Source organism: Myxococcus vastator, assembly GCF_010894475.1.
GTDB lineage: Bacteria > Myxococcota > Myxococcia > Myxococcales > Myxococcaceae > Myxococcus > Myxococcus vastator.
The window spans coordinates 1-25,386 of the sequence record NZ_JAAIYB010000062.1; the positions used below are offsets into that span (position 1 = coordinate 1).

The window sequence follows — 25,386 nt, forward strand, 5'->3', positions numbered from 1 at the left end:
CATCGCCCCCACGCCCGGCCTGTCCCCGCCCAGCGCCACACCACCGCCGGTGCTGCCACCTCCCGGTTTCCCGTCCGCGCGGAGCGAGGTGCCCGCGCCGCCCGCGGCCTCGGGGGACCCGCGGCGCGTGGTGGAGGTGGAGCCCGTGGTCGAAGCCACCACCGGCCGCATCCACGCCGACGACATCCGCGCCGCCATCCAGGCGGTGACTCCGCTCGTGCAGCAATGTTTCGAGGACGCGGCACAACGCAACCGGGGCCCGCAGACAGTGAAACTGCGCTTCACCGTGGAGACGGGCGACGAGGGCGGGGTGATGAACGCGGGCGAGCTGGTGTCCAGCACCATTCCGGACCCCTTCGTGCAGGCGTGCGCGCTGGACTCGCTGCTGGACGTCCGCTTCCCGGCGCCCTTCGGCGGAGGAAAGGCGACGGTCGTCTACCCCTTCGAGTTCCGCGTCCCCGGGGAGACTGGCCGGTAGGGCCGGGTTTTGCGTAAGGTGCCGGAGCCCCCGACCCTTCATGCCCGTGACCGTCGAACAGCTTGGTTCCCATGACGCGGAAGCCCTTCGGGGGCTGCTGTCGAAGGACCCGGTCCACAACCTCTACCTGCTGGGGTTGCTGGAGGAGTTCGGCATCGCCCCCCGTGGCAGGGTGCCCTTCGCCTTCTACGGACGCTTCGACAGCCAGGTCCTCACCGCCGCCGTGTTCGTGGGCGGCGACGGCGGACTCGTGGTGCCCAGCGCGAGCGACTCGGGCGCCACCAGCGTCATCGCGGACGCGCTGGCCTCGCGCCTGAAGCTGCGCTCCACGGTGGGAGACAAGTCGTCGGTGGACGCGCTGCTGCGCAGCCTGGCGCCGGGCAAGCCGCGCCTGTCGCGCACGCAGCGGCTGTTCAGCGTGTCCGCGGACGACCTGGGCCCCTTCACCAACCCGCTCTTGCGGCTGGCGAAGGAAGAAGACTTGCCCCGGCTGCTGCCGCTGGCACAGGGCTACGTGCGCGAGGTCCACGAGCGAGACCCGCTGGCCGAAGACCCGCGCGGCTACGAGGCCCGCGTCATCCAGCGCATGCGCCAGCGCCGCACCTACGTGCTGGAGGAGAACGGCGCGCTGGTGTTCAAGGTGGATATCGGCAGCCGCTCCCAGTACGGCGCGGAGCTGGAGGGCCTCTACACGCTGCCCTCCGAGCGAAAGAAGGGCCACGCCCTGCTGTGCCTGGGCCAGATTTCCCGCCACCTGCTGTCCTCGCTGCCGCGGCTGACCCTGCGCATCGACGAGCGGGACGAGAGCACCGCCCGCATCGCCCGCAAGGTCGGCTACCTGGCCGGACGGACGTGGCGGCTCGTCCTGGTGGAGTAGCCACCGGCCGCGTACAGTCCGCGCCCGCATGAGCCGTCCCACGCCTTCCCGCCGTCCCCTCTCTGGAGAGGGCCCCGTCATCCTCCACGCCGCCACCGACGCGCGCTGGCTGCCCCTGGCGCTCGAGCGGTTCGACGAGGTGCTGGTGGACCATGCCCACTGCGAGAAGAAGGCCGCGGCCAACGCCCTCTCCATGCTCCAGGCCTACCCGGACCTGCCGGGCCTGCCCTCGCAGATGGCGCGGCTGGCGCGCGAGGAGAGCGCCCACCTGGCCCGCGTGCTGGACCTGATGGCGGCGCGCGGCCTCACGCTGACGAAGGACGCGGGGGACCCCTACGCCCAGGGCCTGCAGAAGCTGATTCGCACGCCCGCCGCCGAGCGCCGCATGGACCGGCTGCTGGTGGCCGCCGTCATCGAAGCCCGCTCCTGCGAGCGCCTGTCCCTGCTGGCCGAAGGCCTCACCGACCCGGCCCTGGCGCGCTTCTACGGCGAGCTGGCCCAGTCCGAGGACGGCCACCAGTCGCTGTTCTACCGGCTGGCCGTCACCGCGGCGGAGGGCGACGAGGCCAGCGTGAAGGCGCGGCTGGAGTGGATGCTGGAGCGCGAGGCCCAGGTCATCACCGACGTGGGCCTGCGCGCCGCCATCCACTGAGCCGTCACGGCCCCGGGGGCGCCCGCAGGCCCACGGCCGGACGAGGCGCCGCTGGCGTCGGCGAGGCGCCCTTCTCCAGCGGCCACGCCCAGGGCACGGCCACCGTGAGCAGGAGGACCAGCCCCGCGGTGAGCGGCGTGCCCAGCCGGAAGAAGTCCGTGAAGCGGTAGTGCCCCGGGCCGTACACGAGCACGCAACTGGGCTCCAGCGGGGTGATGAACGAACAACTGGCCGCCAGCGTCACCGCCATGGCGAAGGGCCGCGCGTCCACGCCGAGCTGCTGCGCGGCGTTGATGGCCACCGGCAGCACCACCAGCGCCGCGGCCTGGTTGCTCATGGGCGCCGACAGGACGATGGTCAGCACCATCAGCAGCACCATCACCGTGCGCGGGCCGCCATACGCGCCCAGCGCCGCCACCCGGTCTCCCACGAACGCGCCCGCGCCGCTCACCTCCATGGCCAGGCCCAGCGCCATCATGGAGCCGATGAGCAGCACCACGCGCCAGTCCACGCGGAACGCGGTGCGCGGGTCCACGCAGCCGGTGGCAATCATCAGCAACATGCCGGTGAGGCCCGCCACCGACAGCGGCACCACGCCCAGCGAGCCCGCCGCCAGCGCGCCCAGGAACAGCACCACCGCCAGCAGCGCCTTGCCGTAGCGCGGGGGCTGGTACTCGTGGCCGCTGAGCACCGTCAGGTTGCCGCCGCGCGCCAGCTCGTCCACCCTGTCTCGCGCGCCGCGCAGCAACAGCACGTCTCCCACCGACAGCGGCAGCATGGACAGCGAGCGCTCCCCGAAGGTGCGGCCCAGGAGCTGGAGCTTGGTGACGCGCTGGATGGCGGGCTTGCGGTGCAGGGCCAGCGCCACCATGCCGTAGCGCTCCACGAAGAGCGTCTCCTTCAGGCTGCGCCCCACCAGCGGACTGCCGGGCGGCACGCTGGCCTCGATGAGGAGGGTGTCCTTCACGCGCAGCTCCTCATCGGACAGCCGCACGTCCGGGCGGATTTCGATGCCGCGCAGGTCCTTCACCCGCAGAATCGTCTCGCGGTTGCCCTCGATGAGCAGCCGCTCGTCGCCGCGCAGCCGGTAACCCGGCACCGCGGACAGGGCCTCGCCGTCGCGGATGATGCCGATGACGCGCAGCCCCAGCCCCTCGGAGATGTCCCCCAGCTCCTTGCCCACGTAGCGCGAGTCCGGCGGCAGCACCGCCTCCGTGAGGTAGTCGCGCAGCGTCCAGTCCTCCATGGCGCCGTGCCCCTCGCGCGCGGGCAGCAGCCACGGCGCCAGCAGCACCACCCCGAGGATGCCGATGATGGCCAGCGGCAACCCCACCGGCGCCAGCTCCGTCACGCCGATGCCCGGCATGCCCTGCCGCTTCATCGCGGCGGACATCACCAGGTTGGTGGAGGTGCCGTAGAGGAACACCATGCCGCCCAGCATGGAGGCGTAGGCCAGCGGCAGCAGCACCTTGCTCTTGGGCACCTTGGCGCGCTGGGCGGCGCCAATGGCCACCGGCAGGAAGGCCGCCGTCGTCACCGTGTTGGAAATGATGGAGGAGAAGACGGCCACCGCCACCATCATCGCCATGACGAACGTCTGATGGCCGAAGCGGGCGAAGAAGGCCAGCCGTTGGCCCACCAACTGGACCACGCCCGTCGAGGCGAGCCCCTGCGTCATCGCGAGCAGCGTGAAGATGAAGATGACGGTGTCGTTGCTGAACCCCTCGAACGCCTGCGCCGGCGAGAGCACGCCCGTGAGCGCCAGCAGGCACACCACCACGAGCGAGCTGACCTCGATGGGAAGCGTGTCGAATGAGAACAGCACCAGCGCGACGACGACGACTCCCAGGACGATGGCGATGGTCATAAGGCCCGCCCCAACCTGTATTCGCCGCGCTGATATGGCGAGTGTCGTGGCGCAGTGCGCCGTTTACTTCTGGATGCCCGGGCGCTGATAAGTGGAATTAGGAGCGGCCTGTCCGGTACCAAGGTGGGGAGACGGTCGCGGGTTGCTTTTGTGCCCCCCTTCCAGAACGTTTGGGGCCTGTCTCCAGACATGAACCACAAGGACGAATCCATGGCTTCGACGCAAGTTGCGGCGGAGGGCCAGCAGGCCCCCACGAAAAACCCCACGCTCCTCGCCTGGGTGGCCAAGATGGCCGAGATGACCCAGCCGGACCGCATCGTCTGGTGTGACGGGTCCGAGGCGGAGAAGAAGCGGCTGACGGACCAGGCGGTGCAGGAGGGCATCCTCATCCCGCTGAACCCGGAGAAGCGCCCCAACAGCTACCTCCACCGCTCCAACCCGAACGACGTGGCGCGCGTGGAGCACCTCACGTTCATCTGTACGCCGAACAAGACGGACGCCGGCCCGACGAACAACTGGATGGAGCCCGAGGCGGCCTACACCAAGCTGGGCAACCTGTTCTCCGGGTGCATGAAGGGCCGCACCATGTACGTGGTGCCCTACGCCATGGGCCCCATCGGCAGCCCCTTCACCAAGCTGGGCGTGGAGCTCACCGACAGCATCTACGTCGTGCTGAACATGCGCATCATGGCGCGCATGGGGAAGCAGGCGCTGGACATGCTGGGTGACAGCGACGACTTCAACCGCGGCCTGCACAGCACCGGCGACGTGGACCCCGACCGCCGCTACATCTGCCACTTCCCCCAGGACAACACCATCTGGAGCTTCGGCTCCGGCTACGGCGGCAACGTGCTGCTGGGCAAGAAGTGCCTCGCGCTGCGCATCGGCAGCTACCTGGGCCGCGAGGAAGGCTGGATGGCCGAGCACATGCTCATCCTGGGCGTCACCAGCCCCAAGGGTGAGACGACCTACGTCGCCGCCGCCTTCCCGTCCGCGTGTGGCAAGACGAACTTCGCGATGATGATTCCGCCCCCTGAGTACAAGGGCTGGAAGATTGAGACGGTCGGCGACGACATCGCGTGGATGCACCCCGGCCCGGATGGCCGCCTGTACGCCATCAACCCGGAGGCCGGCTACTTCGGCGTGGTGCCCGGCACCAACTACAAGACGAACCCCAACGCGATGGAGTCCATCGCCAAGGACACCATCTTCACCAACGTGGCGATGACGGCGGACGGCGACGTGTGGTGGGAGGGCAAGGACGGCGAGGTCCCCGACGAGCTCACCGACTGGCAGGGCCGCCCCTGGAAGAAGGGCAGCACGGAGAAGGCGGCGCACCCCAACAGCCGCTTCACCGCGCCCATGTCCAACAACCCGGCGCTGAGCCCCAAGGCCAATGACCCGACGGGCGTGCCCATCTCCGCGCTCATCTTCGGCGGCCGCCGCTCCAACACCGTCCCGCTGGTGCTCCAGGCCTTCAACTGGACCCACGGCGTGTTCCTGGGCGCCACCATGGGCAGCGAGACGACGGCCGCGGCCACCGGCAAGGTCGGCGTCGTGCGCCGCGACCCCATGGCCATGCTGCCCTTCTGCGGCTACCACATGGGGGACTACCTCCAGCACTGGCTGGACATGCAGAAGCACATCGCGCAGCTGCCCAAAATCTTCCAGGTCAACTGGTTCCGCCAGGACAAGAGCGGCAAGTTCATGTGGCCGGGCTTCGGTGAGAACATGCGCGTGCTGGAGTGGATCGTGAACCGCGTCCACGGCCGCGTCCCCACCCAGGAGACGCTGCTGGGCTGGGTGCCCCGCGCCGACGAGGGCCTCAACCTCAAGGGCCTGGACCTGGCCTCCGACGTGGTGACGGAAGTCACGTCCATCAAGGAGGACGAGTGGAAGTCCGAGCTCAAGAGCCAGGAGGTCTTCTTCGAGCAGCTCGGCACCAAGGCGCCGGACGCGCTGATGCTCCAGCGCAAGCTGCTGATGGCGCGCCTGGACCACTGAGTCCCCGCCCGCCTGTAGCAGCCTGAAACACCTTGGGGCCGCTTCCCGCTCGCACGGAGCGCGGGGGCGGCCCTTGCGTTTTTCACAGGAAGTAAAAGTCAGCACTTCGACCTTCCCGGAGCTCCGCGCTAGGCTCTCAGGTCATGAGACTGGCTTTCGTGTTGTCGGTGATTCTCGCGCTGGCGCCTCCGGTGGCGTTCGCACAGCGCGGGAAGAGTGCAGCGGCCCTCATCAAGGAGGGTGAGCGCCTGTACCAGGCAGGCAAGTACCGCGAGGCGGCGGAGGCGCTGAAGAAGGCGCATGAGGCTCAGCCCCACCCGCGGCTCATCTACAACATCGCCATCTCCCTGGAGAACGCGGGCGACCTGCGCGAGGCGGTGAGCTGGTACCAGCAGTACGTGGGCGCCACCGACGGCACGGACTCCACGCTGCTCAAGCGCAGCGCGCGCAGCATCGACCGGCTGCGGGTCCTCATCGAGAAGGAAGACCAGGCCACGGCCGCGTCCAACGCCGAGCGCCAGCGGCTCCAGGACGAAGCGGACGCCGCGCGCCGGCAGGCGGAAGAAGAGCAGCTCGCGGCCCGCCGCGCCGAGGAGGAGAACCGGCGCCAGCAGGAGGCCGAGCTGCAGCGCGCGCTGACGTCCTACAAGCGCCAGCGCATTGGCGCCTTCGCCTCGGCCGGCGTGGGCGCGGCGGGCGTCGTCGCGGGCGTGCTCTTCGGCATGCAGGCGCGTGACGCGCGCGAGCAGTTCGACAGCGCCACCAACGTGCCGTCCAAGGAGGAGTTCGCCGACAAGACGCGCAGCCGCGCGCTGCTGGCGGACATCGGCTTCGGCGTGGGCCTGGCGGGGGTCATCACCGCCATCGTCCTCTACCCGAAGGAAGGCCCCCCCGTCGCGGGGGAGGTGCGAGTCACGATGGCGCCCCAGGGCGCCGGAGCAGGAATGGCGGTGAGCTTCTGATGCGCGCGCTGAGACTGATGATGACGGGCAGCACCCTGCTGATGGCCGGGTGCAGCTTCACCGCCGCCGGGGGCCTGACCGAGTGTGAGACGTCCTCGGACTGTGAAACCGCGCAGGTGTGCAACGCCGGCTACTGCCTGCCGCAGCCGGAGGGCTGTGGAGAGGTCTACGGCCCGACCAACTCGGCCAACGCCATTCCCCTGGGCGCCGCGGTGCCGCTGAGCACCTCCGACGGCCCGGACGAGTCCGAGGTCCAGGCGCTCAACGCCATCAAGCTGGCGCTCGACGAAATCAACCAGCGCGAGGGCGTCAACGGCCGGCCCTTCGTCCTCCACATCTGCGACACGCGCTCGGAGCCGAACCGCGCCGCCGAGCAGGCGCAGTGGCTGATTCGCGAGCGCCAGGTGCCGATGATCTTCACCTCCAGCAGCGCCCAGGCGCTCGCCGTCGCCACGCACACCGTGGCCAACGGGGTGCTGATGATTACGTACAGCGGCACCAGCCCCGACATCGCCGCCATCAACGACAAGATTGGCACCAGCGCGGGCCTGGTGTGGCGGACGGCGCCGTCCGACGCGGTGCAGGGGCGCATCATCGGCGACCTGCTCCAGGGCGACATCCTCGTGAACGGGGCCCCGCTCTACGACAGCGTCTCCAAGGTCGGCATCAGCTACGTGAATGACGCCTACGGACAGGGCCTCTTCGGCGTGACGCTGGGCCGCATCGACGCCACCCAGCGGACCGTGACGTCCGCCCAGTACAGCCGCAACGGCACCGACATCAGCAGCGTGGTGCAGCACATCACCACCGACCAGCCGGATGTCGAGGTCCTCATCGGCTTCTCCGAGGACAACGCGCGCATCATCAACCAGACGGCCACCGCGGGCCGGACCAGCCAGCGGTGGTTCTTCACCGACGCCGGCAAGGACCGCGGCCTCTTCACCGCGCTGGGCGCCAACACGAACCTGGTGGAGGGCGCCTACGGCACGTCACCCGCGCAGGCCCGTCCGGACCTCGTCTACCAGTTGTTCGCGCAGCGCTTCCGCTCCGCCAACAACCAGACGGACCCGGGCCAGTACTCCTTCACCGCGCACGCGTATGACGCCATGTACCTGGTGGCGCTCGGCGCCGCGTACGCCGCGGGCCCCGATGTCAACACCCCGCTGCCCATCACCGGCACGCGCATCGCGGACGGCCTGGTGCTGGTGACGCCGCCCGAGGGCGCGTCCGTCCAGGCGTTCAACCTGGGCACGGAGGGCTTCGCGGGGGCCCGGGCGGCCATCCGCAACGGCACGGTCATCAACGTGACGGGCGCCAGCGGCAACCTCGACTTCAACGCCGACGGCGAGGCGCCGTCCGAGTACGAGCTGTTCCGCGTGGAGGACGGCGAGTTCATCACGGTGCAGCTCATCGCCCCGCCCGTGGACTGAGGTGAAGGGGCCTCAGGGCCCCAGCGTCCGCGCGAGCACCTCGACGGCGGCGGCGAACTCCTCGGGCTGGGGCAGCAGCGACAGCACGAGGAAGGCGCCGCCGCCGAAGTCGTAGAAGTAGCCCGGCTGCACCCGCACGCCCGCGTCCAGCAGGGCCAGGCAGGTGGCCTCCTCGCCGGGCGCCCTGGGAATCCGCGCCACCGCGCTCCACCCGCCCTCCGCCGGCACCACGTCCCAGCTGGCGTCGCGAGCCCGGGCCCCGAGCAGGCGCTGGCGGTTGCCCCTCACCCGCTCCAGCACCGCCGCCTGGAAGCGCGGCGCGTGGGCCAGGAGCGCCGGCAGGGCCCGCTGCACGGGCGTGCCCACGGGCAGGTACGTGTCCCCCACCCAGTCCAGCCGGGCCAGCGCCTCGTCACGGAGGGCCGCGGGCCCGCCCACGTGCGTCCACGCCAGCTTGAGGCCGGGCAGCCCCGCGGACTTGGAGAGGCCGCCCAGCGCGAAGGTCAGCATCGGCAGCGCGCGCCCCGCCACGGTGGCCACGCGTCCGGGCGCCGGGGCCCAGGCGAAGGGCGCGAAGACCTCATCGCAGACGAGCGCCAGTCGGCGGCGCGCGCACACGTCCGCCAGCGCCGCCAGCTCGCCTTCGTGCAGGAAGTGGCCGGTGGGGTTGCCGGGGTTCACCACCAGCACCGCGCGGGTGCGCGCGTCGCACGCCTCCGCCACCCGCCCCGCGTCCAGGCCGAAGCCATGCGCGCGGGGCAAGGCGTAGGAGCGCGTCTGGACGCCCTCCAGACGCGCGAGGTGCTCGAACAGGGGGTAGCACGGGGCCGGGACGAGGACGTTGTCCCCTGGCTCGCACAGGAGCTTGAAGAGCCAGCCGTAGGCTTCACTGGTGCTGGAGGTCAGCAGCAGGTGCGCTTCGGAGACGGGGGCGCCTCGGGCCGCGAAGTCCGCCACCAGCGCGTGTCGCGCGGAGGCGAGCCCCCGGGACTCGGGCTCGTAGGTGAAGGCGTCCTCGGGGGCCAGGAGCGCCGCGTCCGGCAGGGGCAACCCCACCCGCGTGGGGTTGGATTCCGTCAGGTCCAGGAGGGGGCGGCCGCTGGCGCGGTGCCTTTCGAGCGCCAGCGCCAACGGGTTGAGGGTCCGTGCGAAGTCCGTCCGCGCGGAGAAGCGGCTCACAGGCCCGTTTGCAGCATGGCGTTCGCGACACGACGAATCAGGTCGCGGCGAACCTCCTTGCGGCAGTGCTCGATGGCCTTGTCGTGAGGCCGGGGAAGTTGAGGGTCGCGCGCGCGCAGCGCGGTCCGGAGCACGAGCTCGACCTTGGAGGGCTCGATGTGAAAGAGCCGAGGCCCTTCCTTTTGCAGGAAGTAAGAGAGCCCCCTCTGGTCGATGAGCTTCTTGTAGAGCCGCCGGACGTCCGCGAGGAACGTGAGATCGATGATGTCCGCCATTCGTGAGGCGTTCTCGCGCGGAAAAAACGGCACGTCCATTTCACGGCCGCATGTCCCGAAAACTTGCGCGACCTGTAGCACTGGCCCTGGAACGGAAACGCGCCGGAGGCCGATTTTCCGGCCTCCGCGCGTTCAGGGCAGCAGCGGCCGGAGCGCGCGGCGGAACGCGGCATGGCGGCGCCGCGCGTCGGGAAGAAAGGGCACCGGTCCCAGCACCGGGACACCGTGGCGCGCCTCCAGGAGCCGCCGGTTGTCGCGCTCCGAAACATCCTTCGCGGACGTCCCGCGCGACAGCAGCACGGCTCGCACGGGGATGCGGCGCGCGGCCAGCGCCTGGAGTGACAAGGCGGTGTGGTTGAGCGTGCCCAGGCCCGCGCGCGCCACCAGCAGCACGGGCAGTCGCAACGTCGCGATGAGGTCGATGATGTCGTGCTTCGAGTCCAGCGGCACGAACAGGCCCCCTGCCCCTTCCACCACGGCGTTGCCCCCGCGCAGCCGCCGCCACGCGGCCAGCGTGACGTCCCAGTCGGGCTCGCGTCCCAGGCGGCTGGCGGCCACGCCCGGCGCCACGGGCAGGCGGAAGCGGTGGGGACACACCTCGTCCACGCGCAGCGAGCTGCCCGCCGCCGCGCGCAGGGCGAGCGCATCCGCGGGCGCGCGCAGGGACGCGCAACCGCTCTCGTAGGGCTTGAAGCCCTGGGGCCGCAGCCCCGCGTCCGCCAGCAGCGACAGGAGCGCGCAAGACGCCTGCGTCTTCCCCACGCCGGTGTCCGTGCCCGTCACGAAAATCTGGAACGGCTTGCCACGCTCAGCCACGACGGACTCCCACGGTGCGCAGCGCCTCCAGCGCCAGGTCCACGTGGCCCACGGTGTGGGCAGCGGACAGGCAGAAGCGCAGGCGGCTGGTGCCCTCGGGGACGGTGGGCGGGCGGATGGCCTTCACCAGCACGCCGGCCTCGCGCAGGCGGCGCGCGGCGTCCAGGGCCCGCTCGGGCTCGCCGAGGATGATGGGGAACACGGCGCTGCGAGGCTCGGCGCGCACGCCCAGGCCGCGCAGGCCGTCCGCGAAGCGGCGGATGTTGCGCCACAGCCGCTCGCGCAGGTCCGGGTCGCCCTCCACGGCGTCCACGGCGGCCTCGGCGGCGGCGCACAGGTGCGCGGGCAGCGCGGTGGAGAAGACGAAGGGCCGCGCGCGGGACACCAGCAGGTCCGCCACCGCGCGCGAGGTGGCCACGTACGCGCCCATGCCCCCCAGCGCCTTGCTCAGCGTGCCCATGCGCAGGTCCACCTCGTGCTCCAACCCCAGCTCGTCGCAGAGGCCGGCGCCGCGGGCGCCCAGCACGCCGGTGGCGTGCGCTTCGTCCACCATCAGCGCGGCCCCGTGGGCCCGGCACGCGGCGACGAGGTCGCGCAGCGGTGCCACGTCCCCGTCCATGGAGAAGACGGTGTCCGTCACCACCAGCTTGCGGCGCGCGGGCGTCTCCGCCAGGGCGCGCGTCAGCGCCTCCACGTCCGCGTGCGGATAGACGTGGACACGGGCGCGTGACAGGCGGCAGCCATCCACGAGCGAGGCGTGGTTGAGGGCGTCGGAGAAGACGGCGTCCTCGGGCCCCACCAGCGCGGGGATGATGCCGGTGTTGGCCGCGTAGCCGCTGTTGAACAGGCGCACGGCCTCGGCGCGCTCGAAGGCGGCCAGCCGCGTCTCCAGCCGGTGATGCGCGGTGGTGTCCCCCACCACCAGCCGGCTGGCGCCGGTGCCCACGCCGTAGCGCTCCACGGCGGCCAGGGCCGCGGCGCGCACGGTGGGCGACGCGGCCAGCCCCAGGTAGTCATTGGACGAGAAGTTGACGAGCGTCTCGCCCCCCACGCGCACCACGGGCCCCTGGGGAGAATCCAGGGGCTCCAGGTACCGGCGCAGGCCGCGCTCGGACAGGGCCTCCAGGTCCTCCCGGGCCCACGCCGCCGCGACGGCTTCATCACTCACGGTGGGCTCAGCCTTCCTGACGCGGCTCCAGGGGGCGGATGCCCGCCTTCTCCAGCAGGGCCATGTCCTGGGTGTACTCGGGGTTGCCGGTGGTGAGCAGCTTCTCGCCGAAGAAGAGCGAGTTGGCGCCCGCCATCATGCACAAGAGCTGCGCCTCCTCGTTCATCTGCTGCCGGCCCGCGGACAGGCGCACCATGGACTGGGGCATCAGGATGCGCGCGGTGGCGATGGTGCGCACCATGTCCACCGTCTCCACGCGCTGCTGCTCCTCCAGCGGCGTGCCCTCCACGGCCACCAGCGCGTTGATGGGCACCGACTCCGGGTGGTGCTCCTGGTTGGCCAGGGTGCGCAGCAGGTTGCAGCGGTCGTCCACCGACTCGCCCATGCCGATGATGCCGCCGCAGCACACGGAGATGCCGGCGTCGCGCACGCGGTTGAGCGTGCGCAGGCGGTCTTCATAGGTGCGGGTGGAGATGATGTCGCCGTAGTGCTCGGGCGACGTGTCCAGGTTGTGGTTGTACGCGGACAGGCCGGCCTCGCGCAGGCGCTTCGCCTGGCTCTCGGAGAGCATGCCCAGGGTGGCGCACGCCTCCATGCCCAGCGCGCGCACGCCGCGCACCATCTCCAGCACGCTGTCGAACTGAGGACCGTCCTTCACCTCGCGCCACGCGGCGCCCATGCAGAAGCGCGTGGCTCCGGCGGCGCGGGCCTTGGACGCGGCATCCAGCACGTCCGGCACGGCCATCAGCTTCTCCGCCTTGACGCCCGTCTTGTAGCGAGCCGCCTGCGGACAGTACGAGCAGTCCTCCGGGCAGCCTCCCGTCTTGATGGACAGCAGTGAACAGAGCTGGACCTTGTTGTCCACGAACACCGCCCGGTGGACCGTCTGGGCCTGGTGCACCAGGTCCAGCAGGGGGAGCTCGTAGAGGGCCCGCACCTCGGACAGCGACCAGTCGTGGCGCACGTCCACGCCGGACGGAGGTGGCGCGGCGACGTGGGCGTGACCGGAAAACCCGCTCTCGCGGGGGACAGTGGCGGTGTCGGGCATGGGCTCCTCTACGGACAGATGAGGGCCCGAACGTGCGTGGACCCCGGAAAGTTGTCAACGCCCGCGAGCAGCCAGGTTGACGACTTTCCAGGGTCCAGCGCCCCTCGGGAGGGGCTCAGCGCGTCAGCGGACGCGCGGCGCTAGACGTGGACGCGGCGCCCCCTGCCGGCCAGGCCCACCAGGAACAGCACCAGGAGTGCGCCCAGGACGGAGAACAGGAGGCCCGTCGGGTGCAGGTCGAAGACGTTGCCGTCACTGCGGAAGAGCGACGCGACGAACCCGCCCACGAAGGAGCCGGCGATACCCAGCAGCGTGGTGGCGAGGAGCCCCATCGACTGGTTGCCCGGCATGAGCGCGCGGGCAATCAGACCCGCGAGAAGACCAATGACCAGAAACGCGATAATCCCCATGACTACCTCCCTTGCTTGTTTAGCGACGCAGGGTGCGACGCCCACCTGGGAGCAAACCTGGGTTGCCCCTCCCCTTCGTACAACTTGCCGCGAGGGGCTTGACATGGTGCCTGCCTGCTCTGCGGTCGTGCCTGCCTGTAAGGCCGCAAAAACGTCAGGGTTCCGCGCTATTCACCCAACCCATGGCGAAGGCGAAGACGCACTACACCTGTCAGGCGTGTGGCTACAAAGCGGCGAAGTGGCTGGGGAAGTGTCCGGACTGCGGCGCGTGGAGCTCCCTGCTGGAGGAGACGGACCCGAAGGCGGATGAACGACGTCCGGCCTGGGGCGCCTCGGGCGGCGCGGCGCGGCCCATGTTGCTCAAGGAAGTGAGCGGCGAGACGGAGACGCGCCGGCGCACGGGCATCGCCGAGTTCGACCGCGTGCTGGGCGGCGGCGTGGTGAGTGGCTCCATCGTGCTGCTGGGTGGCGACCCGGGCATCGGCAAGTCCACGCTGCTGCTGGCGGCGTTGGACCGGCTGGCGCGACACGGACCGGTGCTCTACGTCTCCGGTGAAGAGAGCCTGCGGCAGACGAAGATGCGCGCCGAGCGGCTCCGGGTGGAGGGGGATGCCATCCACCTGTTCGCGGAGACGGACGCGGAGCGGGTGCTGACGGCGACGGAGGCGTTGAAGCCCCAGGCGCTGGTGGTGGACTCCATCCAGACCATGTACCTGCCGGAGCTGGGCAACGCGCCCGGCAGCATCACCCAGGTGCGCGAGGTGGCGGGCCGGCTGATGGCCTACGCGAAGCGCACCGGCGTGCCCACGTTCCTGGTGGGCCACGTGACGAAGGAAGGCTCCATCGCGGGACCGCGCGTGCTGGAGCACATGGTGGACACGGTCCTCTACTTCGAGGGCGAGCGCGGCCACCCGTTCCGAATCCTGCGCGCGCACAAGAACCGCTTCGGCTCCACGAACGAGATTGGCGTCTTCGAGATGAAGGGCGCGGGGCTGGTGGAGGTGCCGGACCCGTCCGCCCTCTTCCTGTCGGAGCGGCCGGTGGGCAAGTCCGGCAGCGTGGTGACGAGCACCCTGAATGGCACGCGCCCGCTGCTGGTGGAGGTGCAGGCGCTGGTGGCGCCCACGGGCTACGGCACCGCGCGGCGCACGGCGATTGGCGTGGACGGCAACCGCGTGGCGCTGCTGGCGGCGGTGCTGGAGAAGAAGGAAGAGATTCCGCTGGTGGGCTGTGACTTGTTCGTCAACGTGGCGGGCGGCATGCAGCTCACGGAGCCCGCGTGTGACCTCGCCGTGTGCGCGGCGCTGGTGAGCAGCCTCCAGAACCGGCCGTTGGATCCGAAGACGCTGGTGCTCGGTGAAGTGGGCCTCGCGGGAGAGGTGCGCGCGGTGGGCCAGGTGGAGCCCCGGCTGGCGGAGGCCGCGAAGATGGGCTTCCAGCGCGTGGTGATGCCCGCCGGCAGCGCGCGGCGGCTGGAGGACGCGGGCCCGAAGATGAAGGTGGTCGGCGTGGAGACGCTCGGCGAGGCGCTGGTCGCGATGTTTGATTGAGCAGCGCCGCGAAGATTCAGCAGCGCTCCGCGTCGGGCACGTACCGCTGGGACGCGGTGAAGGACGCCTTCCTCCAGTAACGCCAGACGCGCCACCCGCGCGAGGGAGCGCGTCCAAGCCACACGGACACGCTCCCTCCCGCGCTGCCCCGAGCTAAGCCGGCAACCGGGGCATCACGGCGTAGCGCAGCAGCACGACGCCGTTGGCGTAGACCTTGGTGGACTTCAGCTCCAGGTCCACCACCTGCCGCAGCGAGGACGTCAGGAGGATGCCCGAGCCGAGTATCAGCGGGTTCACCTTGAGCAGGACCTCGTCGACCAGCCCCTCGGCGAGCAGCAAGCCGGCGAACGCGCCACCGCCGGCCAGGTAGATGTCACCGCCCTCCCGCGACTTCAGGCGCCGGACCTCGCCCACCGCGTCGTCCGACACCAGCGTCACGCGCGGGTCCGGGCGCTCCTTCATCGTGCGGCTGAAGACGTAGGTGTCCATCTTCGGGTACGGGTCCGTCACCCCCACCTTGAGGCCGACCTCGTAGGTGCGCCGGCCCATGAGCGCCGTCGCATAGGTCGCCAGCGACGCGACGTAGTCCGCGACGTGCTCGCTGTCCTGGATGAGGCGGTCCTGCATGAAGGCGCCATACGTATCGTCCTCGTGGGCGATGAAACCGTCGACGCTGGTGGCAACGTGGTACTTGAGCTTTCGCATACGTGTTCTCCATGCCGCGCGCGCAAAGGCGCCGGTCATTCGGGTTCAGGGAGACGACTGGGAGACACAGCGGGGACCCACGCAACCGGACAACAGCCCACGTCAACGCCACGGCACATCGGCCGGAGCGGCAAGGGCAGTCACGGGAGCCTGGGTTAGCGAGCGGAGGTCATGGGACAGCGCCGTGAGGCGCCACGGACAACCTACGCCCATGGCGTCGGCTCCGGCAACCCCCATCCGAGCAGGCAGCGAAGCGAAAGCACCATCCCCGCGAGGGAGACGCGGCTCGATTAGAGTCCCGCCCCGGACATGTCCCACGGTGCCGCACACACTTCACGATGGCGTGACGCGCTGGGCTCGCTCTCCGCGCGGCTGCTGGTGGCGTTCCTCGTGCCCACCCTGCTCTTCGTCGCGGTGGCGGGCACCGCCGTCTACCAGCTCGCGCGCGTCATCCTGGAAGAGGAGCTGGGCACCAGCCTCAGCGGCATCGCCGCCGCCACCGCCACCCAGGTCCATGGCGAGCGGCTGCTGACCATCGAGCCCGGCGACGACGTGGCGACCACCCGCACGTGGCGCAACTTCGTCCGCACCTTCGAGAACATCGCGCAGGCCAGCGGCGTGCGCCGCGTCTACGCAGTGGACACGCAGGGCCGGATGCGCGTGGACGTCGGGGGCGGGCTGCCGGTGGGCGCGGAGATGCCGGAGCTGGCGCGTGACAGGCTGGAGCTCACCCGCGTCTTCGCCGGGGAGCGCGCCGCCAGCCAGGTGCTCTTCACCGGCTCGGACGGGCGGCTCTACAAGACGGGGTATGCGCCCATCCTGTACGAGGGCCGCGTGGTGGGCGCCGTGGGCGTGGAAGGCAGCGCCGCCTTCTTCGGCCCCCTGCAGCAACTGTCACGGACCTACGCCGTCATGGGCGCGGTGGTGCTGGCCGTGCTCGCCGTCATCGCGGTGGTGACGGCGCGCGGACTCGCTCGACCGCTGCGCCGGCTGATGGCGTCCGCGCTGCGCATCGGCCGGGGCGACCTGACGACCCCGGTGCCACCGGAGCCCACGCTGGAAATCGGCGTCCTCGCGCGCGAGCTGGAGGACATGCGAGGCGCCCTGGAGAGCCGGGACCGACAGCTGAAGATGATGCTCGCGGGCGTGGCCCACGAGGTGCGCAACCCCATTGGCGGTATCGCCCTCTTCTCCGGAATCTTGAAGGAGGACCTCCAGGCCGGCGCCCACGCCGACGCGGGCGCGCACGTGGACCGCATCCAACGCGAGGTCGCCTACCTCCAGCGCATCGTCGAGGACTTCCTCGCCTTCGCCCGCGAACAGCCCCTGGCCCGCGCGCCCGTGGAGGCGCCGTCCCTGCTCTCCGTCGCCTGCGAGCTGATGGCCGCCGAGGCCACCGCCCGCGACGTCGCGGTGGACATCGACGCCGCGCCCGCGATGCTGGAAGCCGACGGCAGCCTGCTCACCGCGGCGCTGGTCAACCTGGTGAAGAACGCGGTGCAGGCCTCGCCTCCGGGCGGACGCGTGCAGGTGTCCGGCGCGTCCAACGACGGCCACTACACCATCCAGGTCCGCGACACGGGCCCCGGCGTGCCCGGCGCGGAGCGCGAGCGCATCTTCGAGCCCTTCTTCACCACGCGCGAGAAGGGCACCGGCCTGGGCCTGCCACTGGCGCGCAAAATCGCGCTCGCGCACGGCGGCGCGCTGCGGCTGGACTCCGCGCCTGGAGACACGCGCTTCATCCTCACGCTGCCGCTGGGCGGGACGCCGGGCCTCGGCGCCTCCGTCAACCCGCCGCGTTGAACTGCCGCGCCATCCGCGCCACCTCGTCCGAGACGACGCCCAGCGTGTCGGTGGCCTCCTGCGTGGACTCCAGCCGCTTCAGCGTGGCGTCCATGAGCTGCGACAGGTCCGCGATGGCGTCGAAGATTTGCGTGAAGCCGGCATCCTGCTGCGTCACCGCGGCGGCAATCTGCCGGGCCGCGGTGGAGTTCTCCTGGGCGATGCGGGACAGCTCCCGCAGCGAGTCCCCCGACGCCCGCATCTGGTCCAGGCCCGTGCCGATGGTCTGCACGCCGGCCTCCCCCATTTTGGCCGCGTCGCGGATGCCGGTGCTGATGTCCTGGAGGATGCCGCGGATGCGCCGCGTGGCCTGGATGGACTGGTCCGACAGCCCGCGAATCTCGCGGGCCACCACCGCGAAGCCCCGCCCCTGCTCGCCCGAGCGCGCCGCTTCGATGGCGGCGTTGATGGCCAGGAGGTGGGACTGGTCCGCCAGGTCCTTCACCGACTCGGTGATTTCGCCAATCTGCGTGGTGCTCTGGGCCAGCCGAATCAGCCGCTCCTGGATGCCGTCCACCACGCGGCGGATGTCCGTCAGGCCGTTGAGGCTCCGCTCCACGGCGGCCTCGCCCTGCTGTCCCAGGGCCTCCGAGCGGCGGGCCACCTGGAGCACCTCCTCCGCCCGCTCGACAGCCATCAGCGACGTGCGTCTGATTTCCTCCGACGTCATCTGCGCCTCGTGCAGCGCGGACGCCTGACGGACCAGGCTCTGCTGGTGTTCATCCTGCGAGTCCCGCAGGTGGCGCCCCGCGCCGCTCAGCCGCGTGGCGGAGGCATTGAGCGACAGGGGCAGTTGCCTCAGGCGGATGAGCACCGCGTTCATGCCAGCCGACAAGTCCCCCATCTCATCCGTGGACACCCAGGCGGGCGAGACGACGCGTCCGGCGGACAGTGCCTCGATGGCCACGCCCACCGTGCCCGCCGCGTGCGCCTGGCGGCGCGCCAGCATCCAGGTGGTGACGGCGGGAATCGCCAGCAAGCCCCCCACCCAGGCCAACCCGAAGGCCAGCTCCGCCGCCAGCAGGCCGCCCATGCCCATCAGCGTCTCCGCCGAGCCGTGCGCGCCCTCCGCCACCAGCGCCCGGTGCAGCTCGTCCCGGACGCCTTGCAGCTTCACCAGCACCACGCACCCGCTCAGCACCAGCGCGCAGACGCTGGAGCCGATGAAGGTGACGGGCATGAACCAGGCCTGCCGTGGCCAGAAGACGCCGCCGCCCTTGATGGCGAGCGTCGGGTCCTTTCGCTGCTCCTCCAGCGCCACCGGCAACAACAGCCGCTCCAGCGTGACGCCAATGGGAAAGCCCAGCACCACGCCAAAGCAGATGCCGATGAGCGTGCCCACCACGACCAGGGACAAGTCCTTCTTCCACAGCAGGCACACGTGGAGGCTGAACCAGAGGCCCCCCAGCGTCCACGCGCCCCACGAGGAAGCGACCGCGGCGCGCCACGGCAGACGCAGGATTCGCTCCAGCCGCGCGCCGGGCGTGTCCTCCCGCCGCTCCCGCAGCGCGCCGTCCACCAGCACGTGCAGCACCAGCGCGGGATAGGCGATGCCCAAGCCCACGATGATGGGCGGCAGCACCCACGCCACCGCAATCAGCCCCGACTCGCCCGCCACGCCCATGGCCATGCCATTGAGATACGCGGCGATGGGTGCCACCGGCAGCACCCACGACATGAACACCTTGAGCGCACGTCCCCGGTACGCCTGGATGACCTTGTCTTCGGCATTCATGTGGCACATCCCCCCGAGGCCATGGGCGCACACCGCGAGGGCGGCGCCGGAGGTCCTCACCCGCAAGTACGGCACTCTCCGCGTGAAGCGGACAGGCGGGTCATCCGGAAGCTGCCGCCTTCCGGACAGAGCGAGGGAAGCGCGAGGCCCGCACGCACACGCCGGGCCTCGAGGTGCGCGGGAGGCACACCGGCGGACTGTGCACGGGTGTCGCGCGACTCAGTCGTCGCAGCACGCGTGAAGCGCGGCGGCATACATCCGCAGCGACTTCCTGGCGGCGGCCTGGACGCGGAAGGCCTCACCGGCGCCCACGTCGGTGGACAGCTTGATGATTTCCAGCGCCTCCTCCGGGTGCTGGTCGTCATAACGCGCGTGCACCTTGAGCCACATCATCGAATGCGCGTCGATGCGCGCGCCGTCCTCGGCATAGGCGCGGAAGGGCTCCACCACCTCGCGCGTCCACACGCCAGTGATGCCCTCCACCGCCCAGTTGGACGCGGCCACGCCTTCGGCCAGCGTCCCGTGCGCGCAGGTGTCGAGCAGGTACTCGTGCAGCGCCCGCACCTCCGGCAGGGGGCGCTGGGTGAAGACGTCTTCCGGCGCCAGGCCAATGCCGCGCATCCAGTCGATGAACCACTCGGCGTGCTTCGCCTCCACGCCCAGGTTCTGCAGCAGCCAGCGGCGGGCGCTCGCGTCGCCGGGCCGCTGGCCATACGTCGTCTTCGCCAGCGACAGGCCCATGTACTTGGGGAAGGACTCGACGATGAGGAAGAAGTGGGACAGCACCCGCCGCCAGTGACGCAGCGGCGGGCGCTGGCCGTCGGCCGTCGCGCGAAACAACGGAGGCCAGCAGGCCGCGCTCCACTCGTCGCGCAGGGACTCCAGCATCGCTTCCAGCCAGCGCGGGTGCGCGGTGGGCGTGAGCACAGGGGGGCTGTAACGGTGCGGCGCGGGGGACGACATGGGCACGGCTCCTGGCTTCCCGACAGGTGACAGGCCGGCATGGCCTCCCTCACCCGCCCAAGCAGGACGGCATCGTTGCAATCGCTTTCCAGCGGCACCATCGGCCCAAAGGCAGTCAGGCCGTGTTTCCCGTATTTTGTTTCAAATCCGGGTGCGGGCGCGAGCGCGCGGTCCGCGAAGCCACAGTGCCCCTGACCGCGAGGCCGGGCGCGCTTCCGCTTTCGAGTACTTCAGGGCGCGGAGGCCACCACGCGCCGGGCCTTCTCCAGCATGCGGCGCAGGGGCGCTTCGTCCGCATGCGTCATGGCTTCGTCCCAGGTGAGCCACCGCACGCCGAAGGACTCCGCCGGGTCATGCGCCAGGGCGTCGGGGTTCTCCGCCACCACGAGGAAGCGCACGTCCAGGTGGTGGTGCTCCGCCTCGTCGCGGCGCGCGGGGATGGTGTGGATGTCCACGTCCAGCGGCCGCGGCGCGGCGGGATGCAGGGACACGCGACAGCCCGTCTCCTCACGGGCTTCACGCAGCGCCGTGGCCTCCATGAGGCCCGCGTCCGTGACATCCGCGTGTCCTCCGGGCTGCAGCCAGCGGAGGAGCTTGCGGTGGTGCAGCAGGACGACGCGCGCGCCCGCTGGGTCCACCACCACCGCGCTGCCCGTGAAGTGGGCCTCCAGTTGCTCCCGGGAGAAGGGCCGCGCCAGCGAACGGGCGAAGTGGCGCATGCGCTCCAGGTCGTCGCGCTCCTTCACGTCCTCGGGGACGTGGCGCTCGAGCAGGGCCAGGAGGGACGTGGCGGAAGAGACCTCGGAGTCCATGCCTCCCCGTACTGCTCCCGGCCAGACGACGCCAGCACCTTCGCGCGCCCGCGCCGTGTGACAACCCGCTGAGCCGGTGGAGCGAGCCGGTCCGGATGTGCTCTCATGCGGCGGCTCCAGGAGGCGGCCGGCCTCGGGTTGCAGGGAGAATCGACTCACGCCATGGCGCGCATCCTCGTCATCGACGACCACGACACGCTGCGTGAAGGGATGGCGGTCACCCTCACCCGGGCGGGCCACACCGTGTCCGCGGTGCGCAGTGGCCAGGACGGACTGGCCACCTACCGCAAGGCGCCGTTCGACCTGGTCGTCACTGATTTGAAGATGGACGGCATGGACGGCATCGAGGTGACCCGCTCCCTCAAGGCGCTGGATGCCGGCGCCGTCGTCATGGTGGTGACGGCCTTCGGCACCATCGAGACCGCGGTGCAGGCGATGCAGCAAGGCGCCTACGACTTCATCACCAAGCCCTTCCCGCCCGAGGTGCTGCGCGCCAAGGTGGACAAGGGGCTGGAGCTGGCGTCCACGCGCAAGCAGGTGGAGCGGCTGACGGCGCGCACCGCCGCGCACGACACGGACGCGGCCCTCACGCACGGCAGCCTGGTGGGTGACAGCGAGCCCATGCAGCGGCTGGTGTCCCAGGTGCTCAAGGTGGCGCAGAGCGACGCCACGGTGCTGGTGCGCGGAGAGAGCGGCACCGGCAAGGAGCTGGTGGCGCGGATGCTCCACCAGCGCTCCCCGCGCCGCGACGGCCCCTTCATCGTCGTGCACTGCGCGGCGCTGGCGGAGTCGCTGCTGGAGAGCGAGCTGTTCGGCCACGAGCGCGGCGCCTTCACCGGCGCGGTGAAGCGCAAGCTGGGGCGCTTCGAGCTGGCCGACGGCGGCACGCTGTTCCTGGACGAGGTGGGCGAGATTCCCGCCTCCGTGCAGACGAAGCTCCTGCGCGTGCTCCAGGAGAAGGAAATCCAGCGCGTCGGCGGAGAGGACACGTTCAAGGTGGACGTGCGCGTGGTGAGCGCCACCCACCGGGACCTCCAGGCCGAGGTGAAGGCCGGACGCTTCCGCGAGGACCTCTACTACCGCCTGCACATCGTTCCGGTGGTGCTGCCGCCCCTGCGCGAGCGGCCCGAGGACGTCTCCCTGCTGGCCCGCCACTTCGTGGCCAAGCACGCCATGCGCGTGAACCGGCGTGTCATGGGCCTGGACGACAGCGCGCTGCGTGCCCTGGCCCGCCACGCGTGGCCCGGCAACGTGCGCGAGCTGGAGAACGTCATCGAACAGGCGCTCGTCTTCGCCGAAGGCGAGCAGCTCACCGACCTGGACCTGCCCTCACACCTCACCGCCAGCGGCGCCCCGCGCGTCGAGGCGGGCCTGCCCGTGCTCCAGGGCGACCGCCCCCTGCCCGACATCCTGGAAGACCTGGAGCGCCAGCTCATCGCCCGGGCCTATGAGAAGGCCAGCGGCGTGAAGACGGAGACGGCCCGTCTGCTAGGTATCAAGACGTCCGCGCTGTACTACAAGCTGGAGAAGTACGGCTTCCTCCCCAAGGGAACGCCGCCCGAGGAGCGCTGATCCTCGAAAATCTGTCATCCGCCCCCGTCCCCCATGACTTTTCACCGGTATCCCACCTCCGCCCCTGTCCCCCTGGATGCGCCAGGTGTCCGGAATTGTTGGGCGCCGAGTGGCCGTGAACCCCGGGGATGGGCAAGTAGGCTGGCACTCACCTTGCTCTGGGGCAGTCGCTGATGAATCTCCGCTCCCTCGCCCTCCTGCTGAGCCTGCTGCTGGCCATGCCCGGTCAGGCCGCGTCCGGGCTGGAAGCGATGCGGGGGCGGGCCCAGTCGGCCCGCGCGGAGACTCGCTCCCTGCGAGGTCAGCAGCAGACCCTACGCGACGAGCTCAACGGGCTGGCGGCGCGCATCGAAACGCTGAAGGCGCGGCGTCAGGGCCGGCTGATGGCGGGGACGGAGCTGGAGGACGCGCTGCGGCGCTCGCAGGAGCTGAGCGGCCAGCTCACCGGACTGGCGCAGGCCGTCGTCGCGGCGGAGGGCGAGGCGGAGCGCGCGCACCTGGCCCTGCACACGGCGCTGTCGGACGAGCTGACGCGGCTGCTCGCGGCGTGGGAAGGCACGGCGGACCGGGGGCAGCGGGAGAAGCTGTTGGAGGCGGTGCGCGCGGTTCGCGCCGAGCGGGAAGCCATCCGCGCCGCCCTGCCCGCGTCCCAGGTGCCCTCGCTGGACAGGGCCACCGCGGGCGGTGATGACCCCGAGGACCTGCTGGCCCAGGCGGACACGCTCCGCGACACCCGGGACAAGGTGCGCGAGCGGCTGAAGGCGTTGCGCGGCCGCATCACCGAGGTGCGTGAGGAGCGCGACCTGGACCGCCGCATGAACGACTTCCTCGGCGAGGAGTCCATGTTCGACGACCAGGACCGGCGGCTGCGGCTGCGCATGGGCAGCGACCGGAGCCTCCAGGTGGAGCGCTCCGAGCCCAGCCCCGGTGGGCCGGCCTTCCAGGAGGGCAGCGACGATGCGCCGCCGCCCACCTTGGGCGGACGCCCCGATGAAGGCGTCGACCCGAACCGCCCCCCCGTCCTGACGCCGCTGTCGGCCCGGGCCACGGACCGGCGGCCCCAGGTCGAAACGCAGCGCGCCCAGGACCTGGCGGCGGGTGGCCCCGTGGACCTGGCGGCGCTGGAGGCCGAGGCCGCGCGGCTGGAGACGCTGGCCGGGGAGCTGGAGGGCCGCGCCACGAAGCTGGAGCGGCGCGCGCAGGAGCTGGGCGTCCCCTGAGGGACGACGTGCCCCCCGCACCGGACTACAAGAGCCCGGTCTCCACCTGGAGCTTCACCACCGCCTGCAGCCGCACCTCGCGCGCCGGCATGATGCCGCGGCCGCGGATGATGATGCTCATGGACGGCGCGGAGACGAAGGGCTGCAGCTCCACGTTGTCCACGCGCAGCGACAGCACGGGGTTGGGCGGCCTCAAATCCAGCGCGGACACGTCCTGGCGCGCCGCGATGCGCGCCTCCCGGTCTCCCGCGCGGGCATAGAACTCCACGGAGTCCAGGAAGCGGAGGTCCTGGTCATTGGGGTTGAGGACCTTGAGCGTGAGGGACTCCACCTTGACGGACGTCACCTCGCTCTTGCGAATCCCCTGGTTCTTGAAGTCCTGGTTCTTGTCGAAGTCCATCCCCGCGAAGCTGCTGATGGCGGGGAGGCCGTTGAGGGGCGTGTCGACGCCAGACGTGCCCGCGGGCACGGTCGACTCCCCCTTCACCTCCGTGGTGAAGGAGGAGGAGGCGCAGGCGGACAGGCCCAGCCAGGCCACCGCGAGAAAGGACACAAGGCGCATGGGCCCAATGTAACGGGCCGCCGGGGGCGGCGTCACCGGTGGGAGCGCCCGGATGGCCGCCCCTGCCCTCTGCGACGGGGTATGGTGCGCGCGCCGTGGTCCGCTCCTTCGCGCCGCTCCTGCTCGTCCTCGCCATGCTCGCCGCCGGCGGTGCGCCCGCGGCGGAGTGGGAAGGCGCACTGAGGGGCACCGGCCGCCTGCTGCTGGACACCAACGCGCCTCGGGACTTCTCCGACGCGTTCACCGCCAGCCCGGAGCGGGACTTCGCCTTCAGCCTGCTGGGCTCCGCCGAGGGCCGCGGCTCCTTCGAGCGCGCCCAGCTGGTGGGCCGCTACGAGCTGGGCACGCGCCTGTACGTCCTCTACCAGGACGAGAACACGCTGGTGCAGTCGGGCGCGGTGGAGGCTTCACACGCCGTGGGCACGGCGCTGGGAATCGGCCTGGAGGGCCATGCGAAGGACCGGCGCGGCGGCTCTCGCTCGTACTCGGACCTGGGGGCCACGGCCTTCCTGGAGTACGCACCGGACGTGAGGCTGGCGCTGCGAGTGCGGGCAGGCGCCCGGCGCTTCGTGTACCGGCCGGACCCCACCGCCAACTTCGGAGGCCCCGAGGTGGGGGTGCTGGGCCGCTACCGCTTCGACCGCCGGCACAACCTGTCCGTCTTCGGCGACTGGAACGCCCGGCGCTTCGGCACGCAGCCCCGGGCACGCCCGCCGGGGATGGGGGGCGGCTCGGGGCTCCTCCCCGGCCGGCGTCAGGACGGGGCCCTGACGGCGGGGGCGTCGTACACCTACCGGGGCCCGCTGGCCCTGGGGCTGACGTACGCCTTCCAGGAGGTCTCCTCCAACAGCTACGGAGAGACCATCCGACGGCACCGGGTGTCGGCCAACGCCGGCGTCCGGCTGCCCTGGCGGGTGACCCTGCTGGCGCAGGGCTCGCTGGGGGTCATCCAGTATCCGGACGGCATCTACCTCTCCCCGGAAATCATCCTGGTGGAAGAGGACGAGGGGCAGAACTCGCTCTCGGTGAAGCTGGCCCGGCCGCTGACGGAGTCGCTGGACGTGGAGGTGTCCTGGGGCATCTGGAGCACCCGGTTGCCCCGCAACGCGCTCACCTACACGCGCCAGGTCTTCAGCACCGGCTTCACCTGGCGCTACTGAGGGCGCGGCCTACGCCAGGTCGGCGATGCGCTCGTCGATTTCCTCGGCGAGCCCCGGGTGCCCCTGGGACAGGGCGTGCTCCCGGGCCCGGCCCAGCAC

General features: G+C 71.0%; 23 protein-coding genes. 11 read left to right on the top strand and 12 right to left on the bottom strand.

Annotation, left to right across the window (positions count from 1 at the left end; translation table 11 throughout):
- The 3 genes from G4D87_RS09045 to G4D87_RS09055 all read left to right on the top strand — a co-directional run.
- Positions 1 to 478 (top strand): AgmX/PglI C-terminal domain-containing protein (locus G4D87_RS09045; protein WP_163780952.1); only part of this gene is annotated, 478 nt, incomplete at its 5' end.
- 40 nt (positions 479 to 518) lie between these two features.
- Positions 519 to 1,355 (top strand): GNAT family N-acetyltransferase, encoded by an 837-nt coding sequence (locus tag G4D87_RS09050; RefSeq protein WP_163780955.1) that lies wholly within the window; start codon positions 519 to 521, stop codon positions 1,353 to 1,355.
- A 28-nt stretch (positions 1,356 to 1,383) separates the two neighbouring features.
- Positions 1,384 to 2,007, top strand: a complete 624-nt coding sequence (locus tag G4D87_RS09055) for a MiaE family protein (RefSeq protein ID WP_163780957.1) — start codon at positions 1,384 to 1,386, stop codon at positions 2,005 to 2,007.
- 4 nt (positions 2,008 to 2,011) lie between these two features.
- On the opposite strand, the gene G4D87_RS09060 is transcribed toward G4D87_RS09055, so the two are convergent.
- Positions 2,012 to 3,874: an SLC13 family permease gene (locus G4D87_RS09060; RefSeq protein WP_163780959.1), complete on the bottom strand. Its 1,863-nt coding sequence runs from the start codon at positions 3,872 to 3,874 to the stop codon at positions 2,012 to 2,014.
- A 210-nt stretch (positions 3,875 to 4,084) separates the two neighbouring features.
- Between G4D87_RS09060 and G4D87_RS09065 the strand changes: the two genes are divergently transcribed.
- The 3 genes from G4D87_RS09065 to G4D87_RS09075 all read left to right on the top strand — a co-directional run bounded on the left by G4D87_RS09065 (position 4,085) and on the right by G4D87_RS09075 (position 8,270).
- The gene (locus tag G4D87_RS09065) at positions 4,085 to 5,878 is read left to right on the top strand and encodes a phosphoenolpyruvate carboxykinase (GTP) (protein WP_163780961.1); all 1,794 of its coding nucleotides are present in this window, start codon (positions 4,085 to 4,087) and stop codon (positions 5,876 to 5,878) included.
- A gap of 143 nt (positions 5,879 to 6,021) precedes the next feature.
- Positions 6,022 to 6,840, top strand: a complete 819-nt coding sequence (locus tag G4D87_RS09070; RefSeq protein ID WP_163780963.1) for a tetratricopeptide repeat protein — start codon at positions 6,022 to 6,024, stop codon at positions 6,838 to 6,840.
- Complete coding sequence (locus G4D87_RS09075; protein ID WP_163780965.1) at positions 6,840 to 8,270, top strand: ABC transporter substrate-binding protein; 1,431 nt, start codon at positions 6,840 to 6,842, stop codon at positions 8,268 to 8,270. The genes G4D87_RS09070 and G4D87_RS09075 overlap by 1 nt, the downstream gene beginning before the upstream one ends.
- 12 nt (positions 8,271 to 8,282) lie before the next feature.
- Here G4D87_RS09075 and G4D87_RS09080 read toward each other — a convergent pair whose 3' ends face one another.
- The 6 genes from G4D87_RS09080 to G4D87_RS09105 all read right to left on the bottom strand — a co-directional run bounded on the left by G4D87_RS09080 (position 8,283) and on the right by G4D87_RS09105 (position 13,166).
- Entirely contained in the window at positions 8,283 to 9,449 is a 1,167-nt protein-coding gene (locus tag G4D87_RS09080; protein ID WP_163780966.1) for a pyridoxal phosphate-dependent aminotransferase, read from the bottom strand.
- Positions 9,446 to 9,724 carry a hypothetical protein gene (locus tag G4D87_RS09085; protein WP_013935584.1) on the bottom strand — a complete coding sequence of 93 codons (279 nt, stop codon included), beginning with the start codon at positions 9,722 to 9,724 and terminating at the stop codon, positions 9,446 to 9,448. Before G4D87_RS09085 ends, G4D87_RS09080 begins: the two co-directional genes overlap by 4 nt.
- Positions 9,725 to 9,856: 132 nt before the next feature.
- Positions 9,857 to 10,540, bottom strand: coding sequence for a dethiobiotin synthase (gene bioD / locus G4D87_RS09090; protein WP_163780968.1), 684 nt, complete (start codon positions 10,538 to 10,540; stop codon positions 9,857 to 9,859).
- Complete coding sequence (bioF, locus tag G4D87_RS09095) at positions 10,533 to 11,708, bottom strand: 8-amino-7-oxononanoate synthase (protein ID WP_163780970.1); 1,176 nt, start codon at positions 11,706 to 11,708, stop codon at positions 10,533 to 10,535. The genes bioD and bioF overlap by 8 nt, the downstream gene beginning before the upstream one ends.
- A gap of 7 nt (positions 11,709 to 11,715) precedes the next feature.
- Positions 11,716 to 12,756, bottom strand: coding sequence for a biotin synthase BioB (bioB, locus tag G4D87_RS09100; protein ID WP_163780972.1), 1,041 nt, complete (start codon positions 12,754 to 12,756; stop codon positions 11,716 to 11,718).
- Between the two features lie 140 nt (positions 12,757 to 12,896).
- Positions 12,897 to 13,166, bottom strand: a complete 270-nt coding sequence (locus G4D87_RS09105; RefSeq protein WP_163780974.1) for a GlsB/YeaQ/YmgE family stress response membrane protein — start codon at positions 13,164 to 13,166, stop codon at positions 12,897 to 12,899.
- A gap of 182 nt (positions 13,167 to 13,348) precedes the next feature.
- Here G4D87_RS09105 and radA point away from each other — a divergent pair, with 182 nt between their 5' ends.
- Complete coding sequence (gene radA, locus G4D87_RS09110) at positions 13,349 to 14,716, top strand: DNA repair protein RadA (protein ID WP_163780976.1); 1,368 nt, start codon at positions 13,349 to 13,351, stop codon at positions 14,714 to 14,716.
- Positions 14,717 to 14,869: 153 nt separating this feature from the next.
- Here radA and G4D87_RS09115 read toward each other — a convergent pair whose 3' ends face one another.
- Complete coding sequence (locus G4D87_RS09115) at positions 14,870 to 15,421, bottom strand: dihydrofolate reductase family protein (RefSeq protein WP_163780978.1); 552 nt, start codon at positions 15,419 to 15,421, stop codon at positions 14,870 to 14,872.
- 309 nt (positions 15,422 to 15,730) lie between these two features.
- On the opposite strand from G4D87_RS09115, the gene G4D87_RS09120 reads away from it, so the two are divergent.
- Positions 15,731 to 17,224 (top strand): sensor histidine kinase, encoded by a 1,494-nt coding sequence (locus G4D87_RS09120; RefSeq protein WP_163780980.1) that lies wholly within the window; start codon positions 15,731 to 15,733, stop codon positions 17,222 to 17,224.
- Here G4D87_RS09120 and G4D87_RS09125 read toward each other — a convergent pair.
- From G4D87_RS09125 to G4D87_RS09135, 3 genes are all read right to left on the bottom strand, one after another.
- Positions 17,208 to 18,998 (bottom strand): methyl-accepting chemotaxis protein, encoded by a 1,791-nt coding sequence (locus tag G4D87_RS09125; protein WP_240358125.1) that lies wholly within the window; start codon positions 18,996 to 18,998, stop codon positions 17,208 to 17,210. The two genes, G4D87_RS09120 and G4D87_RS09125, sit on opposite strands and share 17 nt — an antisense overlap.
- 219 nt (positions 18,999 to 19,217) lie before the next feature.
- Positions 19,218 to 19,961: an iron-containing redox enzyme family protein gene (locus tag G4D87_RS09130; RefSeq protein ID WP_163780982.1), complete on the bottom strand. Its 744-nt coding sequence runs from the start codon at positions 19,959 to 19,961 to the stop codon at positions 19,218 to 19,220.
- Between the two features lie 230 nt (positions 19,962 to 20,191).
- Positions 20,192 to 20,773: an NUDIX hydrolase gene (locus G4D87_RS09135; RefSeq protein WP_163780983.1), complete on the bottom strand. Its 582-nt coding sequence runs from the start codon at positions 20,771 to 20,773 to the stop codon at positions 20,192 to 20,194.
- Positions 20,774 to 20,935: 162 nt separating this feature from the next.
- Here G4D87_RS09135 and G4D87_RS09140 point away from each other — a divergent pair, with 162 nt between their 5' ends.
- Both G4D87_RS09140 and G4D87_RS09145 read left to right on the top strand, forming a co-directional pair.
- Positions 20,936 to 22,345 (top strand): sigma-54-dependent transcriptional regulator, encoded by a 1,410-nt coding sequence (locus G4D87_RS09140; protein ID WP_163780984.1) that lies wholly within the window; start codon positions 20,936 to 20,938, stop codon positions 22,343 to 22,345.
- 173 nt (positions 22,346 to 22,518) lie between these two features.
- Positions 22,519 to 23,565, top strand: coding sequence for a TetR family transcriptional regulator (locus G4D87_RS09145; RefSeq protein ID WP_163780985.1), 1,047 nt, complete (start codon positions 22,519 to 22,521; stop codon positions 23,563 to 23,565).
- Positions 23,566 to 23,590: 25 nt separating this feature from the next.
- On the opposite strand, the gene G4D87_RS09150 is transcribed toward G4D87_RS09145, so the two are convergent.
- Positions 23,591 to 24,127: a hypothetical protein gene (locus G4D87_RS09150; RefSeq protein ID WP_205507490.1), complete on the bottom strand. Its 537-nt coding sequence runs from the start codon at positions 24,125 to 24,127 to the stop codon at positions 23,591 to 23,593.
- Positions 24,128 to 24,165: 38 nt separating this feature from the next.
- Between G4D87_RS09150 and G4D87_RS09155 the strand changes: the two genes are divergently transcribed.
- On the top strand, positions 24,166 to 25,287 hold the full coding sequence (locus G4D87_RS09155) for a hypothetical protein (protein WP_163780987.1): 1,122 nt from the start codon (positions 24,166 to 24,168) through the stop codon (positions 25,285 to 25,287).
- Positions 25,288 to 25,386: the final 99 nt, after the last annotated feature.